Origin of the sequence: Sphingomonas jinjuensis (assembly GCF_014197105.1) — a bacterium.
GTDB classification, from domain to species: Bacteria; Pseudomonadota; Alphaproteobacteria; order Sphingomonadales; family Sphingomonadaceae; genus Sphingomonas; species Sphingomonas jinjuensis.
The window spans coordinates 302,808-319,225 of the sequence record NZ_JACIEV010000003.1 but is presented as its reverse complement, the minus strand read 5'-3'; the positions used below and the strand labels follow the sequence as shown (position 1 = coordinate 319,225).

The window sequence follows — 16,418 nt, the reverse complement described above, 5'->3', positions numbered from 1 at the left end:
CACGGGGTCGATGCCCCGCTATTCATGTCAGCCGACGGATCGCCTCGATGACAGGCATGGCTACCGGGGGCAGCCCGCTGCCGATCGCCATCGCCAACGCCAGCCCCGCGAGTGAACCGATCGCGATCACCGCGATCCATCCGATCGTCTGCGCCAGCGACAGCGTGTTGAGCGGACGGCCTCGCGATCGCCAGGGCCGCGCTGCCGGCGGCTGCTCCGTCGACGATGCCGGCGGTGCCTCGACCGGCGTCGGCGCCACTACCCGAGCCGGATCATCCCCTGATTCGGCACGGGTGCCGCCGAACAGCATCGCCGCTGCGTCGCGGCGGTCGCGCGCGCCCAACTCGACGACCGCGTCGGCGATATAGCCGTCGACAGTCGCCTTGCTGATCCCCAGCTCGGCGGCGATTTCCTTCGACGTTGCCCGCTTGTTCCAGACGAGGCGCAGGCATTCGCGTGCCCGTGGTGTCACGCGCCACCCGCCACGATCGCCCCTCCGCCGTCGGAATCGCACAGCCGCCGACAATCGCCCCGGATGGTCGAAAGAGGGAATCGCTCGTCACTGCTCACGGCGCGACGTTATTCGCTCGTCCGGACGGTGACATCCCCAATTACGATCAAGATGAATATTTCGCCGTGTCCGTCGATCGTTGGCGCATTAATTCGCCTGCTCGGGCGGGATGATCGGCAACGGCAGCGGTGCGACGGGAACACCCTCGTCGATCAGCGCCTTGGCCTCGGCAAGGCTGGCCTGGCCATGGATCCGGGCGTTGGGCTCGTCGCCCTGGTGCATGGCGCGGGCGCGATCGGCGAAGCGTCCGCCGACCCATTCCGATCCCTCCAGCGCCTTCGCCTGCTCGCAGGCCAGCGCCTTCAGGGCGGCCTTGACCGTCGCCGGTGGAGGCGCCCGGTTGCTCTTGGCCGGAATCGCCGGCGCCATGGCCGCCTTGCCGATCGATTCATCGCCGCACAGCGGGCACGCAAGCTGCCCCGCGTCGCGCTGGTCGTCATAGGCCACGCTCGACGCGAACCATGCCTCGAAGACATGGCCGCCGCCGCATCGCAAGTCGTAGACGATCACCGCGAAACCGCCGTGATCGCTCGGCGATGCAGAAGAACCGGGATACGTCCCCGCGCCACCGCGACCACGTCGGGGTCGATCTCGACGATGCCCAGCCCCGCCTCCTCGCCTATGTCGAGCACCACCTCGCCCCACGGATCGACCACCAGCGAATGGCCAAAGGTGGCGCGGCCGTCGTCATGCTCGCCGGTCTGCGCCGCCGCGACGACGAAGGCGGCATTCTCGATCGCGCGTGCCCGCAGCAGCGTATGCCAATGCGCCGCGCCGGTCGGGCGGGTGAAGGCGGCAGGAACCGACAGGACCGTCGCCCCGGCCTGGCTCAGCGCCTGGTAAAGTGCGGGAAAGCGCAGATCGTAGCAGATCGACGGCCCCAGCAAACCGACCGGCGTCGCGACCACACAGGCCTCCTCGCCCGCCGCATAGCTCGCGCTTTCGCGCCAGCGCTCGCCGCTCGGCAGGTCGACGTCGAACAGATGCATCTTGTCGTATCGCGCCCGGATCGCGCCCTGGTCGTCGATCACGAACCCGCGGTTCGCCAGCCGCCCGTCCTCACGCCGCACCGCCAGCGAGCCGAGATGCACCCAGATGCCGGCGGCTGCCGCCGCGTCGGACACCGCCGCCAGGACGCGATCGTCGCCCTCCGCGCAGATACTGGCCGCCGCCCGCTCGCGATCCCGGTCGAGCAGGCCCGACATCTCGGGCGTGAACACCATCGCCGCGCCGGCCCTTGCAGCATCATCGATCGCGCTCGTCAGCCGCGCCGCGTTGGCGGCGGGATCGATGCCGCTCGTCATCTGGAGCAGCGCGAATCTCATCCCGCGAGCAGTCGGTCGAGCTCCCCGCGCGAATCCATCGCCGCCAGGTCGTCGGACCCACCGATATGCGCGCCGTCGATGAATATTTGCGGCACGGTCGACCGCCCGTTGGCCCGCTCCACCATCTCGGCGCGCTGGGGGCCGCCCATCGAGATGTCATATTCCTCGAACGCGGCGCCCTTCGCCTCCAGCAAGCGCTTCGCCCGGGTGCAATAGGGGCACCATTCCTTGGTATAGATCTCGATCTTCGCCATGGCGTGGAGGTGTGGACTGCCGCCACGCTTGTCAATCGCCATCACCCGGCAGCACGCGTGCCCAGCACAGGATGGTGACCGACGCCGCACCGGCGCGCAGCAGCGTGCGCGTGCACGCCTGCGCCGTCGCACCACTGGTCAAAACGTCGTCGACCAGCCCGACGTGCCGCCCCCTCAGCCGTGTCGCATCGCCGACGCGAAAGGCACCGGCGACCGCCCTCGACCGCGCCTTCGGCCCCATCCCGCGCAGCACGGGCGTTCGCCGCACCCGCGTCAGCACCGCGCGGTCCTCGGCAATGCCCAGCCGCCGTGCAAGCGCGCCCGCGATCAGCGCGGCCTGGTTGTAGCCGCGCGTCCACAGCCGCCAGCGATGCAGCGGCACCGGCACCAGCAGGTCGATGCCGGGCGGCACCTGTCGGGCGATCAGCCGCGCCATCGTCTCCGCCACGCCGATCCGTCCGCCATATTTCAGCTTCAGCGCCAGCCGCCGCGCGATATCGCCATAGGCCACGGCGGCGCGGACCCCGGCGTGACGGGGTGGCGACGCGAGACAGCGGGCACAACAGACCCCCTCACCTCGGTCATAGTCGAACGGCAGGTTGCACGACGCGCACCAGGGCGGCGTCAGGAAACGCAGCCGATGCCAACAGCTTGCGCAAAATTGGTGATCCGCCGTCACCGGCTCGCCGCAGCCGCAGCAGCGCGGCGGCAATGCGAGCGCGCCGAGCCGAGCCAACGAATCCACCAGCAAGTGCATCGCCGCCTTGTTCCGCCCCCGGCCGCCGGGCACAAGCGGCCTCGTGAGCCCTCCCGACCTTTTCGATCGCGCCGCCCGGCGCCGCCGCCGCGACCGCGCCGCCACGCGCTGGGCCGAGCATGACTTCCTGCGCGCCGCGATGGTCGACGGGATCGAAGAACGGCTCGCCGCCGTCACCCGCCCCTTTGCCGAGGCGCTCGATATCGGTGCCGCCGATACGACGCTCACCGTCCCGGCAGCACGCATGGCGCGAATCGATCCGGGCTTTGCCTTCGCGCACGCTATCGGCGGCGTGCAGGGCGATGAAGACCGGCTGCCCTTCGCCGATGCCAGCTTCGATGCGGTGGTCAGTGCCGGCGTGCTCGACCAGGTCGGCGACCTCCCCGGCGCGCTGTCGCTAATCCGCCGCGTGCTCCGCCCCGACGGGTTGTTCGTCGGTGCCCTCATCGGCGCGGGCAGCCTGCCGGCGCTGCGCAGCGCCTTCCGCACTGCCGAGGGCGACCGGCCCGCGGCGCGCTTCCATCCGCTCGTCGACGTGCGATCCGCCGGTGACCTGCTCGTCCGCGCCGGCTTCACGCTGCCCGTCGCCGACGTCGAGACGCTCGACGTGCGCTATCGCAGCCTCGGCCGCCTGCTCGACGACCTGCGCGGCATGGGCGCCTCGAACGTGCTGGCGCGCCGAACGCCGCTGGCGCGCGACACGCTGGCGCGCGCCGCCGCCGCCTTTGCCGAGGCCGCCGACGCCGATGGCCGCACCACCGAACGCTTCCAGATCCTGTTCCTGACCGGCTGGGCCCCCGATCCGTCGCAGCCCAAGCCCGCGCGGCGAGGCAGCGCCACCGCCTCGCTCGCCGCCGCGATCGGCAAGCCCGATCCGGCGGCTAGCTGAACTTCAGCCGATCACGCCGCCGCCGGCACCACGCGCCAGGATGCGGCCCATCGCGTCGAACAGCGCGTCCATCGCCACCGGCTTGAACAATACCTCGTCGGCGCCCGCCTCCAGGCAGCGCTCGCGCAGGTCGACCGCGGTATCGGCGGTGATGACGATGATCGGCGTCGCGCCCTTTGCGTCGCCGCGCTCGCGGATGTGACGGATCGCGGTGATGCCGTCCATGCCGGGCATGCGAAGGTCGACGAGCAGCATGTCGTAATCCTTGGCGGCAATCGCCTCCAGTCCCAGCTCGGCGCTTTCGGCTTCGTCCATCGTCGCACCGGCAACGTCGAGCATGTCCTTGACGACACGTCGGTTCATCCGGTCGTCTTCGATGAAGAGGACGTTCACGTGCACCCTCGCGTCACCGATGTTGAGATCGTTTCCCGCCCCATGGTCCGCGATCTACGCCTCAAGCTGCCTCCCGCACAAGCCGTTGATCCCGCCTTTCGGCCGCCTCCTCCCCGAAAAATGCCTTAACAAGCGTTGCGCCGGCGATCGGTTTGGCGATGGCCAGCGAAATTCCGGCCTCGCGAAGCATCGCCAGCCCTGCCGCATCGGCACCGGGCCACAGAACCGCCAGCGCCGAAGCGGAACGCTGGGCAGCCATCGCCAGCCGCGCCGCCGCCTCGGCCGCATCCGTGCTCGCGCGAAGCGCGGCGGCGTCGGCGAGCAGGTACGACACCTCGCCCGCCTCGATCATCGCCACCGCCTGGTCGACGTCGTCGGCGAAGTGCAGGTCGTCGACATGCGGCGCGAACAGCGTGCGCAGCATGCTGCGCGCGATCGGGTTGCGATCGAGGATCACCAGCCGCGTGCCGCCCTGCTCGGGCCGCCCGACCGCCGGCTCCTGCGTTGCCGCCGCGACCAGCGGCAGGGTGACCGCGAAGGTCGATCCGCGCCCTACCTCGCTTTCGACGATAATCTCTCCGCCCATCGCCCGCGCCAGATTGCGGCAGATCGACAGGCCAAGGCCGGTGCCGCCGAACTGCCGCGTCACGCTAGCATCCGCCTGGCGGAACGATTCGAAGATTTCCTCGCGCTTCTCGGCCGGGATGCCGACGCCGGTGTCGGTCACGGCGATGCGATAGCGCTGCCCATCGAGATCCACCGAGACGCGCAAGGACACGCCGCCCTCTGGCGTGAACTTCAGTGCGTTGGACAACAGGTTGAACGCGATCTGCCGCACCCGCGCGGAATCGCCCTCGATCATCCCTGGGCACGCGTCGAGGTCGCGCTCGAAGCTGAGCCCCTTCGCCTCCGCCTGCACTTCCCACAGCCGCGTCGCGTCGGCGATCGTCGCCTTCAGGTCGAACGGCGCCTCCTCGATGGTGAGGTTGCCCGTTTCCATCTTGGCGACGTCTAGGATGTCGTCGACCAGCGCGCGCATCGTCAGGCCGGCGCCATGCACCACCTTCAGCCGATCGCGCGTGCCGTCGTCGAGCGAGCCGTCCGCCAGCATCACCTGCGCCATGCCGAGGATGCCGTTGAGCGGCGTGCGGATCTCGTGGCTTGTCGTCGCCAGGAATTCGGTCTTCGCGGCCAGCGCCTTACCCAGCGCGGTGTTGGTCACCGCCAGGTCGTCGTTGGCAGCGCGCACCTCGTTGCGGCTCCGGCGGATGGTGACGAGGCCGACCCCGAGCATGGCGATGACGATCGCGGTCGCGCTGATCGACCCGACAAAGATCAACCGCTCGGTCCGCGCGCGCTGCTGTTCGTAGGCGATGCTGCGGGCCAGCTCGTCCTGCCGCAGCTTGGCGATCTTCAGCTCCTGGTTGGCGAAGTCGAACCGTGCCGCCATCAGCGCGCTACTGGTGCTGGTCGCAAGCTTCGTCGCCTGATCGTCGAGCCGCTTCAGCGCCGCCAGATGCGCCAGCGCGGCGCCGGTGTCGCCAACCGCGCGATAGACCGCCACCGCGGTCTCGTGGGCTTCACGGAACGGCAGTGTGGTCGTCGTCGGGTCGTTGCGACTGAACGCCTGATCGACCAGTTTTCGCGCACCGAAGCTGTCACCAGCCTGCAACAAGGCTTGGGCTTGCACCGCAAGCATGATCGGATCGTCTGTCTGACCAGCGGCGCGAACCAGCCGTTGGCCGGCAGCAAGCGTCATCTGGGCGTCACGGATCCGCCCCGCCTCCAGCTGGCAGCGCGCCATGTTGCGCAGGATCTGCGCCTCCAGCAGCGGGCTAGCCATTGATCGAACGATCGTCATGGCTTCGCGCAGCTTGGCCTCGGCCGCGCCGCAACGGCTCTGCTCCTTCAGGATGACCGCCTGATTGTTCAGGATCGAAACCGTGAAAGCCGGCTCCCCACGATATATCTCGCTGGCTTCCTCGAAATAGCGCAGCGCGTTGCTGTAGTCCTTTGCCTGTACGTATAGATCAGCGATGGACATCAGTGCGATCGCCTGACCGCGGGGATCCTTGATGCCGCCATAGGCGCGGAACGCCAGCTGATAGTCGGCAAGGGCAGATCCCACCTCGGCGAGGCTCGCTGCGGCGGCGCCACGCGTGAGAAGGACATCGCCGAGTAGTTTTGTCCTCGGCTTCATCGCTATCGCCGTCTGGAGCGACGAGGCGATCAACGGCTTCGCTGCGCGCGCCTGATCCAACCGAACCAGCGCCTCTGCCTGCAGCCAGCGAGCGCCTGCCAAGGCGACAGGGCGGCGGGTGGACGGCACGGCCGCGACCAGCTTCTCGGCTTTCTCCGCATGCTCGAGCGCTTGCCGCGGGTTCGCAAACATAGCGGCACGCGCCTCGGCGACGGTGGCATCGAAATCCCGTTGCCGATCGTCGGCATTCGCTGCCGTCGCCACCATCAGCATCAGCGCCAATGTCAGGGCGCGCAGCAGCCGCATCGGCTCAGCGACGCCAGGACGGCGTGAAGCGCCCGTTCAGCGCGGAGATCACCGACGAGGCGTTCGCCCTGCCGTGCTCCAGATATTTGATCAGCGCGTCGAGACCGATCGGCCGGCTGATGAGGAAACCCTGCGCCATGTCGCAGCCCATCACCGCCAGCAGCGCCAGCGCTGCCTGCGTCTCGACACCCTCGGCGACCACCTCCATCTCCAGCGCGTGCGCCAAGTCGATCGTCGAGCGGACGATCAAGGGGTCGCGGTTCGAACTGGTCAACTGGGTGACGAACAGCTTGTCGATCTTGAGCTCGCGCGCCGGCAGCTGCTTCAGATAGGCGAGCGACGACAGGCCCGCGCCATAATCGTCGATCGAGATGGTGATACCGATCTCGGCGAAGGTCTTCAGATTGGCGATCGCGCTGGCGGGATCGCGGATGACCGACGTCTCGGTGATTTCGAAGCCGATCTTGGCGCCGCTCTCCTCGACCAGCGAGCAGGCGAGGTGGACGAAGCGCGGATTGGCCAGCAGCACGCCGGCGATGTTGATGAAGATCGGGACGTCGTGCCCTGCCTCCGCCAGGATCAGCTGATCGCCGATGACCTGGCGTAGCGTCCAGATCGTCAGGTCGAGGATATGCTCGCTTTCCTCGGCCAGCGGAATGAAGTCGCCCGGCATCACCAGGCCGCGCTCGGGATGGCGCCAGCGGATCAGCGCCTCCACCCCCGACACTTCCTGGCGCCGGACGTGGATCTTCGGCTGATATTGCAGGAACAGCTGACCGCCGACGATCGCCTCCTGCAACTCGCGGACGAGCGCGAGCTGCTCCGGCGTGCTGGCGTTGATGGCGACCTCGCGCGCGATGACGCCGCCGTCGGTGCGCGCGTCGTCGAGCGCCTCCTCCGCTTCTTCGAGCAGGCGTATCTCGTCATGGTTCACCGCCTGGACCGCGCCGCTGCCGATCCACAGTTCGATCGTGAACATCTCGCCGTCGATGTCGATCGGCCGCGCGAAGGCGCCACGCACCTCGCGCAGGACGCCCTCCAGCCGCTCGCGCGAATCGTCGCACAGCAGCAGCTCGATCAGCCCGCGCCCGGCGACGCGCACCGATCCGCTCGGGAACATCATATGGATCAGGCCGGCGACGTCGCTGGCGACCCCGTCGGCACGCAGCGGCCCGACGAACCGGCGCAACGACCGGAAGTTGGCGATCTCGACCAGGACGGCGAAATGCCAGGCGTGGGTCGCCACCTCCACCTCGCGCTCGATGTGCGGGCCGAACGCCTCGCGCGGGGGAGCGGCGATGGTGGCGCGGTCGGCGCTCAGCCTGGCGATCGGTTTGCCCATTGAGTCTCCCGCTAGGCCGTGCCGCTTAAGATTCGTTTAAGCCGTCACGCTAAATGATTAACGAAGTGTTACTATCTTGCCGCGTTAACCGTGTTCCTTTACCACGGCATGGCACCGCTTAGGGGGTGCAAACAAGGGAGACGACCATGCTGAAGTTCCTTCTCTCGCTGATCTACGGCGAGACGATGCGTCCGTTCTGAACGCAAATGCCGGCTCGCCGGCCGGATTTCCGTCTGTTTCACGATGGGACATCCGACGGCGAGCCATCCTGCCCGGCCAAGGCGTCGGGTATGCCGTTCCGCATCTGAGCGCGTCGAAACCTCCGCGCTGCCCGAATCGGTAAAATCTATTTTCCTATTTTTAACCGGTCGCGCTGGGCACGCAAGCCGCTAGGCTGCATGCTGGTTTGCGTCGGCGGGTCGTGAAAATACCATCGCGTCGTCGACCGAGCCGAACCGCAGCGCCAGCACGTCGAGCGCGTAATTCTGGTTCAGCCGCCACGGCTTCTTGCTGCCCTGCTTGGGCAGGAAATGTGCCGCGCGCTGGATATAGCCCGACGAGAAATCGACGAACGGCTCCTCGGTGACACTGGGGTCGGCATTATGCGGCGTCGCCACCGATAGCCCGCGCTTCTTCATCGTGTTGAGCAACCGGCAGACGTAACGCGCGACCAGATCGGCCTTCAGCGTCCACGATGCGTTGGTATAGCCGAAGGTGAAGGCCATGTTCGGCACGTCGCTGAACATCATCCCCTTATATTGCAGCGCCTGGCTCAAATCGACCGGCACGCCGTCGATCGACACCGCCGCCCCGCCCAGCATCTGAAGTTCGAGCCCGGTCGCGGTCACGATCACGTCGGCCGCGATCTCCTCGCCCGACGCCAGCCTGATGCCACCGGGAACGAAGCGATCGATCGCCCCGGTCACGACGCTCGCCCGGCCGGCCTTGATGGCGTCGAACAGGTCGGCGTCGGGCACCAGGCACAGCCGCTGGTCCCATGGATTGTAGCGCGGCGTGAAATGCGTCGCGACGTCATAGTCGGGGCCGAGATGCTCGCGCACCATGCCGACCAGCCGCTCCTTCGTCTTCTCGGGCCGCCTGCGCGCCATCTTGTAGAAGACCATGCCCAACAGCACGTTCTTCCACCGCGTCAGGCCATAAGCGGTCTTGCGGGGCAGCTTGCGCCGCAACCAGTTGGCCATCGCGTCTTCTGCGGGCCGCGAGACGACATAGGTCGGCGATCGCTGCAGCATCGTCACCGACGCCGCGTCCTTCGCCATCTCCGGCACCAGCGTCACCGCGGTCGCCCCGCTGCCGATCACGACGACGTCCTTGCCGCTGTAGTCGAGATCGCTCGGCCAGAATTGCGGGTGGACGATCCGACCGGCGAAATCCTCCGCGCCCATGAAGCTCGGCGCATAGCCCTTGGCATAGTCGTAATAGCCCGAGCACATGCAAAGGAAGTTGCAGGTGATCGTCTTCGCCGTGCCGTCCGAACCGGTCACCGCGAGCCGCCAATGCCCCTCGCCGCTCGACCAGTCGGCACTGGTGACGCGATGGCCGAAGCGGATGTGGCGATCGATGCCATAGGTCCGCGCCGTGTCCTCGACATAGTCGCGGATCGTAGACCCGCCCGCGATCGATCGCTCGTGCGGCCACGGGTGGAACGAGAAGCCCAGCGTGTGCATGTCGCTGTCCGAGCGGATGCCGGGGTAGCGAAACAGGTCCCACGTCCCCCCGATCGCTTCACGCGCCTCGAGGATCATATAGCTGCGGTCGGGGCATTGCGTTTGCAGGTGATAGCCCTGGCCGATCCCGGAAATGCCGGCACCCACCACCACCACGTCGACATGCTCGGCCATCGGCTCTCTCCTGACGCACCGCATTCGGTTGCGAATTCGAACCTAATCCGATGCGCAGGCCGGGCTCAATAGTCTTTCGAATATTTCAGTCGCACGTCCGATCCGCCGAACGAACCCGTCGAGGTGAGCAGGCTCAACGCCTTGGTCAGCGATATGTCGAGCTGGGTGGCGGTGAAGCCGCGCGTATCGGTGATGATCTCAACATAGATGTTGTCGGTCAAATACTTGCCCGCCGCCAGGCTGGTGCCGCGCCCCGTCGTGTCGTCGGCGCCCAGGATGCGCAGCCGGTCGAAGCCGGTCGCCGAGCGCAGCTTGCCGAGCGGGTTGAGCCCACCCCCGCCCGACCCGCGCAGCGAATTGAGCGCGGCGGCCAGCTGGATCGCTTCAGTCGCCGACAGATTCTCGGGCCGGGTGCCGAACAACAGGCGGCTTAGCACCTCGTCCTGCGGCAGCGTCGGGGTCGAAGTGAAAGCGATCTGCGGGCGCTGGCCGGTGCCGCTGATGACGATGTTAGCGGTGATGCCGTCGGTCGTCGTCGAAGCCTGGATATTGATGTCGGGATCGGCCAGCACGCCACCGCGGAAGCGCACCGTGCCGCGGGTCACGTCGAACCGCTTGCCCGCGAAGCTGTACGTGCCGCGCACCAGATCGAGCCCGCCGGCGATCGTCGGCGCCGCGCTGGTGCCGCCGATGCGCAGATCCATCGACCATTCGGATTCGAGACCCATGCCCGACACGAACAGCTGGTTGGGCGCGCGCACGCGCAGGTCCAGGTTGAACAGCCCCGACGGCGCCGGCGGCGCGGGTCGGTCCGTCGGCTTCGCCGCACGGATTTGGCTCTTGCGACGAACCCCCGTCAGCTCGGGCACTTCGGCCTGGCCCTGGCGGATGATCTGGTAGCGCGCGTTCGGCACAATCAGGTTTCCCTGGATCAGGCCACCTTGCGCGTTCTTCGTCACCTTGATCGTGCCGCTGGTCGTCGCGCTTAGCGCATCGCTCTTCGCCAGCTGGGCATTGTTCAGCGTCGCGGTCAGCTCGAGCGGGAAGCCCTGCGCCGCCGCAAGGCCGACGCGCCCCTGCGCCTGCACGGTCCCGTCACCGGCTCGCGCATCGAGCTGGGTCAGCTCCAGCCGGTCGTTGTTGAACCGCGCCGCGATCCGCATCCGCGACAGCCGCGTGCCATAGGTTTCGTTGTCGTAGGTGAGATTGTCGGCGCGGATCAGCCCGTTGAGCTGCGGCGCCGACAGCCGTCCGCCGAAGTCGGCGGCGATCGCGATCGGGCCGCTCAGCTGCTGACCCGACAGCGGCACCAGGCTGAACAGCACCGCCGACGGCCCGTTGTAGCGGATGCCCCCGGCAAGCGGCGCCTGCATCAGCCGCGTCGTCCAGGATCCCGCGCCCGGCGGCAGCGGCCGCATCGTCGCGAGCAGGCGTCCGACCGTCGTCGTCCCGCGCTGCACCAGCGCCCGCGCCTCGCCGCCCGTCGGCGTCAGCTTGCCGGCGAAGGTGATGCCCACCGCCTCGGACACGCTGGCGAGCCCGGTGCGCTGGAAGTTTGCGATCGTCAGCCGCGCGTCGGCATCGGGGATGCCGCTGCCCGCCTGGCGATAGTCGAGGCTGCCCGTGGCCTGGCCCGACAGGCCCAGGTTGGGGACGAACGCCGACAGGATCGACAGGTCGAGCCGGTCGAGCCGCGTCTGCACCGCCGTCACCCCGCCGCCGAACGAGCCGGCAACGCGCATCGAGCCCTGGTCGAAAGTCACCCGCACCGGCAGCAGGCGATAGCCGCCACCGCGCACCGCCTCGATCCGGCCGGGCGTGGTGCGGAAGTTGATGCCGTTCGCCTGTCCCTGCGCCGCGACCAGATAGCTGCCCGGCGATAGCTGCGCGTTCACGGCGACGCGCAACGGCACGCCCGACGTTCCCGTCAGCAGCGCCTGCGCCGTCCCGCGGCCGTCGACATAATTCACCTTCGCTCGCGCCGCCTCGATGACAAAGGCGTTGTAGCGGGTATCGGCGAGCTGGACGTCGGCGACGACCTGCAGCGCCTTCGGGAACATGACGACGCTGGCGTTCACGATCGCCCGGCCGATGGTGAAATCGACGTTGCCCGGAATGGTGGCGTTGTACGCCCGCGCCGCCACATCGGCGCGCTGGTTGCCACCCTGATTGGCGAGGCGAACGTCGCCAGCGATGCCGCGACCGGCAAAGCGCAGGGCGCCCTGGAACGGCCCCGCCTTGGTCTGCACCACGCGGCCGTTCGCCAAAATGCCCGCAAGCAACAGTCGCCGCACGTCGATCGTCAGCTGCGCACCCGGCCGCGCCAGCACGTCGGCGGTGAAGGGCCCGTAACTGGTCCCGCCGCTCGCCGTGATCGCATAGGCGCCGCCGCGCCCGACGACTCGGGCGCTGAGGTCGACTAGCCCGATCCCGACGCCCGGGCGCGGCGCGCGCAGCACCACGACCGGCGCGCTCGCCGATCCGGTCACGCGCGTGAAGAGCGGGCCGTACTGCGTCGAATAGGCGTCGGCGTTCACCGCGACCGCGCCGCTGGCCGGATCGAACCGCCCCTCGCCCCGCGTCACGCGCAGCTGCGGCGCGCTGAGCCGAAGGTTGCGGAAGGTGACGATGCCTTCGGGACTATAGCCGACGTCGGCGCGCACCACCGCATTGCCGCCAAGGAAGCTGCTGATCCCCGAATTGAAGATCTGCCGCGTCTGCGCCACCACGCGCCCGGTGATGCCGAACCCGCCGCGAGGCCCCGGCACCAGCCGCGCGTCGGTCGTCAGATTGATGATGCCGATGCTGTCGACGCGGAAGTTGTTCACCCGCCCCTTCAGCGCGCCGGTGTAGCGCCCGGTCTCGACGTTCGCGACCACCACCGCCGTCGCATCGATATTGTCCGATCGGATGCGCAGGTTGTCCGACAGGATGTTGGGCATCGACACCGCGAAGTCGCCCGCGATCCGCACGTTGTTGGCCAGCCCGCCGACCGAGGCGTTGAGCCCGGTCACCCGCCGCGCCCGCGCCTTCACCGGCACCAGGATACGGTCGCTGTTCACCCGTGCCAGCCCTTCGGCATACAGGTCCTCGACCACCGTCGTGCCGAAGCCAAGCGCTCGCGCCGATATCTTGTAGTCGACCGTCGGCAGCGCGAAGGCGCCGTCGAGCACCAGCCGCGCGCGTACGTCGCGCCCGTTCAGGTTGGTCGCAATCGCGCCTGGCGTCAGCAGCTGCGCATCGACCGCGAAGTTCCCGAAGCGGCTGTTGGCGAGATCGAGGATACCGCCCGCATCCACCGCCAGCGCCTCGCTCTTCAGCTTGATCCGCGTATCCGCGCGCCGCTCCGCCAGCGTCGCGTCGATCGCGACGTTGAGCATCGGTGCGGTCAGCCGCTCGACCGGCCCTTCCAGATACAGCCCCGGCCGCGCCTGACCGCGCACCTCGATATGGCCGTTCTTCGCGCTCAGCCCCAGGTTCGCCAGCTCGCCGCCGCCCAGCGTCGCGCGGGCACGGCCCTGCCACGACGCCCAGCTGCCGCGCCCGTCGACGCTGGCGGTCAACGGCGCCTTCAGCGACGCCATCGTGCCCACCACGCCGCCGACCGGCGCCTGCAGCTTCAAGTCGAGGTCGAGCTTGTCCGCCTCGGGCACCGCATCGAGCCGCAGCCGCAGCCGGTCGCCGCCCGCCACGCCCGGCCCCCGCAGCGCCGCCGCATCGGCGACCAGCTGCGCCCGGCGGTCGGCGATATGAACCTGCCCGTCGATCCGCATCATGTGCGTCTGCCCGGTCACCGGCTTCTGCAGCACCAGCCGACCGATGTGCAGCGTGTTCACGTCGATATCGAGATCGGGCAGCAGCGGCGCGTTGGGATCGCTCGGCTGCGGGATCAACTCGGGCTTCCGCGCCAGCGTCACCAGCTCGGTCGACAGCGTGCGCACGTCGACGTGGTTGCGCGCGAAGGCGAACGGGCGCCAGGCGACTGTCAGCTTCGGGCTCGTCAGGAACACGCCCTTCGGATCGGACACGCGCACATCGGACAGGACCATCGCGCCGTAGAGCGACCCGTCGATCCGTCCGACCTTGATGTTCAGCCCCGACGCGGTCTTGTAGCCGCCGATGCGGTCGGCGACGAAGCGGCGGCCCGGATCGGTGTTGATCCCGATCACGACCACGCCGATCAGCAGCAGCACGCACAGGATCGCGATGCCGATCCACTTCAGCACGCGCTGCCACAGTGGCGGCTTCACGGTCACGACCTCGGGCGCCTCGTCGGCCATCAGAATGCCTGCCCGATCGAGATGTAGAGCGCGACGCGGCTGTCGCCCGGCCGCTTGTTCAGCGGCGTCGCGACGTCGATGCGGAGCGGCCCGAAGTTGGTGTAGAGCCGCCCGCCGATCCCCGCACCGAACTTCAGGTTCGAGGCGGTCGGGAAGCTGCTCTCATAGCTGTTGCCGGCATCGACGAAGGGCACGATGCCGAAGTTGCCGAAGCGATAGCGCGCCTCGATCGAGAATTCGTTGAGGCTGCGGCCGCCGACCGGGTTGCCGTTGGGATCGAACGGGCCCAGCCGCTGATAGCCATAGCCGCGCACCGATCCGCCGCCGCCGCCGTAATAGCGCCGCGACGGCGCCAGATCGTCGCGATCGATCCCCTGTATCGAACCGCCGCGCGCCCGGCCGGCGATGACGATGCTCTGGGTTACCGGATAATAGCCCGTCACCTCTACCATCGTACGCGCATAGGGCCTGACGCCGCCGCTCACCGCGGTTTCGGGACTGAGGTTCAGCTTCAGGCGATAGCCCTTGGTGGGATTGAGCAGATCGTTCGACGTATCGAACATCGCCTGCAGCGGGATCGCCGCGATCCCGAAGTTGCGCCGCCGATAATCGCCCCGCCCAAAGTCGTAGACCCGCTCATTCGATCCGACCAATTCGCCACCGTAGAAATAGGTGAACTTCTTCTGCCAGATCGGCGTCGAGTCATAGCTCCACCGCGCCGACAGCGTGCCGGTGAAGGCGTCGAACGCATCGTAATTTTGGTGCAGGGCCGACGCGATCGCGGTGAACGTGCGATCCCGCTTGCCCGCATTGGAGCGGCGGAAGGTGCCCGACAGGCCCTGTTGCTGCGTGCCCGCGATCACCGTGCCGATCAGCGCGCCTTCGGGCGGGAACAGATTGCGGTGGGTCCAAGAGCCTTGCGCGGTAAAGCCCTGCCCCGTCGAATAGCCGACCTCGCCCGCCAGGCTGCGCGGCGGCCCCTTGGTCTGCGTCACCAACAGATCGACCTGCTCGGTCCCGTCCGGCCCCGGCCGCCCGGTCCGTTGCGGCTGCACCGCCACGCCCGAAAACAGGCCCGTCGCGACCAGCGCATCGCGCAGGTCGTCGGTCTTCTGGACGTCGTAGAGCTGGCCTTCCTTGAACCGCGGGAAGACGTTGAGATGGTCGAGCCCGAACACCGGATCGCCTGCGCTCACCAGCTTGCCGAACGTCGATCGCGGCCCGGTGTCGACCGGCAGCGTATAGGCGCCGGTCGGCGTCGGCGACTGATCGTCGAGCAGGATGTCGCGTTCGCCAACCTTGACGAAGGGATAGCCGTTGCGCGGCAATTGCAGGCTGACGTTCGCCTCGGCGCCCTGGATCCGCGCCGCCTCGATCGGATCGCCGACCTTCAGCGGCAGGTTTCGGCGCACCAGATCGGCCGGCACCGTCGGCTGTGCGTCGATCGTCACGCTCGACAGCCTGTACAGCCGCCCCGGCGACGCCGTCACCGTCGCGACCAGCCGCCCCGGTTGGCCATCGGCGCCCTTTTCCTGCGCGATCGTCGAGACCGCGGTGGCGTCGTAATAACCGAGCGACTTCATCAGCCGCACCGCGAGCGCCTCGTCCTCGCGACCGCGCGCCGCAACCTGGGTCGCATTCGCCGCCTTGCCCTTGCCTTCGCGCAGCGCCGACAGGCCCTTGAACTCGTCGGCCAGCTTCAGCTCGTCGAGCCCCTTCACCACCGTTTCGTAACGGATCTCGGGAAGGTCGCGATCCTTGGTGGCCGCCGCCGTTTCCAGCGGCTGCGTGTTGAAGGCGGACAGCGGCACGAGCGGCTGGGCCAGCTGGGGATTCTCGGTCGCCGGCGGCGGCAGCGCCTCGCCGAGCACGGGCGTCGCCGTCACCGGTGTGACGGTCGACGGCGTGGCACCCTGCGTTGCGGCATCCTTCGGCATCGGTTCGAGCGGCGCGTTGATGTCGCCCGACAGCGCCGGCATCGCCGCGTCGAACTCGGATTCCGGCACGATCGGCTGGTTGCCCTTGGGATCGACCTCGGCCGCCTGCGCGCTGACGGTGGCACCGAGCGTCGGTGTCGGCTTGGGCGCATCGGGTCCCTGTGCCGGTGCCGTACCCGGCTTGTTCAGCTGAGCGGCGACGGGGGTTGCGGCAACGAGCGCGACGGCAAGCCAGTAATGTCTACCCGAACTTGCTGCCACGCGACCGACGACCCCCTTGTCCTGTGGGTCGCTCGTATTTC

General features: G+C 68.4%; 12 protein-coding genes. 1 reads left to right on the top strand and 11 read right to left on the bottom strand.

Annotated features, from left to right (window positions below; genetic code table 11):
* Positions 1 to 22: 22 nt before the first annotated feature.
* From GGQ80_RS07185 to GGQ80_RS07165, 5 genes are all read right to left on the bottom strand, one after another.
* The gene (locus tag GGQ80_RS07185) at positions 23 to 472 is read right to left on the bottom strand and encodes a LuxR C-terminal-related transcriptional regulator (protein ID WP_343050923.1); all 450 of its coding nucleotides are present in this window, start codon (positions 470 to 472) and stop codon (positions 23 to 25) included.
* Between the two features lie 186 nt (positions 473 to 658).
* Complete coding sequence (locus tag GGQ80_RS07180; RefSeq protein ID WP_183983210.1) at positions 659 to 1,081, bottom strand: DUF1178 family protein; 423 nt, start codon at positions 1,079 to 1,081, stop codon at positions 659 to 661.
* Positions 1,078 to 1,896 (bottom strand): carbon-nitrogen hydrolase family protein, encoded by an 819-nt coding sequence (locus tag GGQ80_RS07175; RefSeq protein WP_183983209.1) that lies wholly within the window; start codon positions 1,894 to 1,896, stop codon positions 1,078 to 1,080. Before GGQ80_RS07175 ends, GGQ80_RS07180 begins: the two co-directional genes overlap by 4 nt.
* Positions 1,893 to 2,150 carry a glutaredoxin 3 gene (grxC, locus tag GGQ80_RS07170; RefSeq protein ID WP_183983391.1) on the bottom strand — a complete coding sequence of 86 codons (258 nt, stop codon included), beginning with the start codon at positions 2,148 to 2,150 and terminating at the stop codon, positions 1,893 to 1,895. The genes GGQ80_RS07175 and grxC overlap by 4 nt, the downstream gene beginning before the upstream one ends.
* A gap of 31 nt (positions 2,151 to 2,181) precedes the next feature.
* Positions 2,182 to 2,907, bottom strand: coding sequence for a ComF family protein (locus GGQ80_RS07165; RefSeq protein ID WP_183983208.1), 726 nt, complete (start codon positions 2,905 to 2,907; stop codon positions 2,182 to 2,184).
* Positions 2,908 to 2,950: 43 nt separating this feature from the next.
* On the opposite strand from GGQ80_RS07165, the gene GGQ80_RS07160 reads away from it, so the two are divergent.
* A complete protein-coding gene (locus GGQ80_RS07160; RefSeq protein ID WP_183983207.1) occupies positions 2,951 to 3,796 on the top strand; it encodes a methyltransferase domain-containing protein in 846 nt (281 codons plus the stop codon).
* Between the two features lie 3 nt (positions 3,797 to 3,799).
* On the opposite strand, the gene GGQ80_RS07155 is transcribed toward GGQ80_RS07160, so the two are convergent.
* The 6 genes from GGQ80_RS07155 to GGQ80_RS07130 form a co-directional block, all read right to left on the bottom strand.
* Positions 3,800 to 4,189, bottom strand: coding sequence for a response regulator (locus GGQ80_RS07155; RefSeq protein WP_183983206.1), 390 nt, complete (start codon positions 4,187 to 4,189; stop codon positions 3,800 to 3,802).
* A 61-nt stretch (positions 4,190 to 4,250) separates the two neighbouring features.
* Positions 4,251 to 6,695 carry an ATP-binding protein gene (locus GGQ80_RS07150; protein WP_246346927.1) on the bottom strand — a complete coding sequence of 815 codons (2,445 nt, stop codon included), beginning with the start codon at positions 6,693 to 6,695 and terminating at the stop codon, positions 4,251 to 4,253.
* 4 nt (positions 6,696 to 6,699) lie between these two features.
* Positions 6,700 to 8,037: an EAL domain-containing protein gene (locus GGQ80_RS07145; protein WP_183983205.1), complete on the bottom strand. Its 1,338-nt coding sequence runs from the start codon at positions 8,035 to 8,037 to the stop codon at positions 6,700 to 6,702.
* 389 nt (positions 8,038 to 8,426) lie between these two features.
* Positions 8,427 to 9,899, bottom strand: coding sequence for a flavin-containing monooxygenase (locus GGQ80_RS07140; protein ID WP_183983204.1), 1,473 nt, complete (start codon positions 9,897 to 9,899; stop codon positions 8,427 to 8,429).
* A 65-nt stretch (positions 9,900 to 9,964) separates the two neighbouring features.
* Entirely contained in the window at positions 9,965 to 14,179 is a 4,215-nt protein-coding gene (locus tag GGQ80_RS07135; protein ID WP_183983203.1) for a translocation/assembly module TamB domain-containing protein, read from the bottom strand.
* Positions 14,179 to 16,305, bottom strand: a complete 2,127-nt coding sequence (locus GGQ80_RS07130; protein ID WP_183983386.1) for an autotransporter assembly complex protein TamA — start codon at positions 16,303 to 16,305, stop codon at positions 14,179 to 14,181. The genes GGQ80_RS07135 and GGQ80_RS07130 overlap by 1 nt, the downstream gene beginning before the upstream one ends.
* Positions 16,306 to 16,418 lie beyond the last annotated feature (113 nt).